The sequence below is a fragment of the Mycobacterium sp. shizuoka-1 genome (genome assembly GCF_002723835.1).
GTDB lineage: Bacteria > Actinomycetota > Actinomycetes > Mycobacteriales > Mycobacteriaceae > Mycobacterium.
Window position 1 is genome coordinate 1 of sequence record NZ_BEWG01000146.1, and the last position, 1,376, is coordinate 1,376.

Annotated in this window: 1 pseudogene; it reads right to left on the bottom strand. The window is 68.5% G+C overall.

Annotated features, from left to right (window positions below):
* Positions 1 to 45 precede the first annotated feature (45 nt).
* Positions 46 to 1,376: pseudogene (locus MSZK_RS32540) on the bottom strand (hypothetical protein); the annotation flags it as partial.

Genomic DNA, 1,376 nt, shown 5'->3' on the forward strand with positions numbered 1-1,376 from the left:
GGCCCCTTCCGTGAGGAAGGGGCCACGGTGCGTTGTGTCATGCGATCAGGCGGCGTTGCCGCTCTTCTTCGCGCTGCCAGCGGACCCACCGGAGCGCTTCTTCGGCGTGCTCGATCCCTTGGAGCTGTCGCTCTTGGAGTCGGACGACGCCTTGGTGTCGGTGGACGCCTTGGTATCCGAGGAGTCCTTTGCCGGCTTGGGCAGCGACGGCAGCGACACCTTGGGCAGCGACGGCAGCGACACCTTCGGCGGCGCAGGCAGCGACACCTTCGGCGGCGCAGGCAGCGACACCTTCGGCGGCGCAGGCAGCGACACCTTGGGCAGCGACGGCAGCGACACTGATGGCGCGGCACTGTCGGATGCCTTCTTCGTCGGCGCCGGTGCTGCGTCCTTGACCTTCAACGAGACCGTCGGCGCGTTGCCGGCGATGCTCGTCACCGTGTCGTTGACACCGCTCACGGCCGCCCCTGCCGCGGCACCGGTGGCAGCCAGGGCTGCCGCCGCACCGGCACCACCGCCGGCGTTGATGCCGCCACCGATGTGGATTCCGCCGATGTTGATGTTGATCGCCGCCGACAGACTGGCGCTGATCGACCGGGCCAGCGCGGTCAGCTGAGCGCTGATGTGTGCACCGGCGGTTGCCAGGGCGTTCACGACGGCTTCCGGTGACGGCAGTGTCGCGAGCGCTGTGCGAATCGCGGTATCCAGCGCGGCACCACCGACGATCAGCCCGTTGTTGAGCGCGCCGATCAGGGCATTACCCGCTGCCACACCGGCGTTCAGTCCGGCGGTCAGGACTGCCGCGCCGTTGTTGAAGACCTGCTGCGCGATCTCCAGTCCGCCACCGAGTGCCCCGGTGACTGCATTGATGACCACCGACGGGCTCGGGAAGTTGGCCAGTGCGGCGTTGAACGCCGCGGCCAATTGCGCACCGCCGTTGGCCAATGCCTCGATGATCGCTTGCGCACCATCGAGGTTCAGGTTCAGCGCGGCTTGCAAGGCCAATCCGAGGTTGACATTGATGTTGCCCAGGACGTCGACCAATGCGTTGATGAAGGCCGCCGGGTTGGGGAACGCCGCCAACGCCGCCTGGAACGCCGCGAACAGCGCACTGCCACCGTCGCCGAGGGCCGCGATCACCGCCTGGAAGGCGGTCGAACCGGCCGCGATACCCGCCCGGATCGTCTCCCCCAGCTGACCGGTGAGCGTCGTCAACGTGTCGGTGAGGATGCCCAGGGTCGGGTTGATCGCCGCCAACGCGTTCGCGAAGGCCGCCACGAACGCCGCCGGGCTCGGGAAGTTGGCCAGTGCGGCATTGAACGCCGCGGCCAGCGTCGCACCACCGGAGACCAGCGCGTCGACGAAGCCCTGCAACC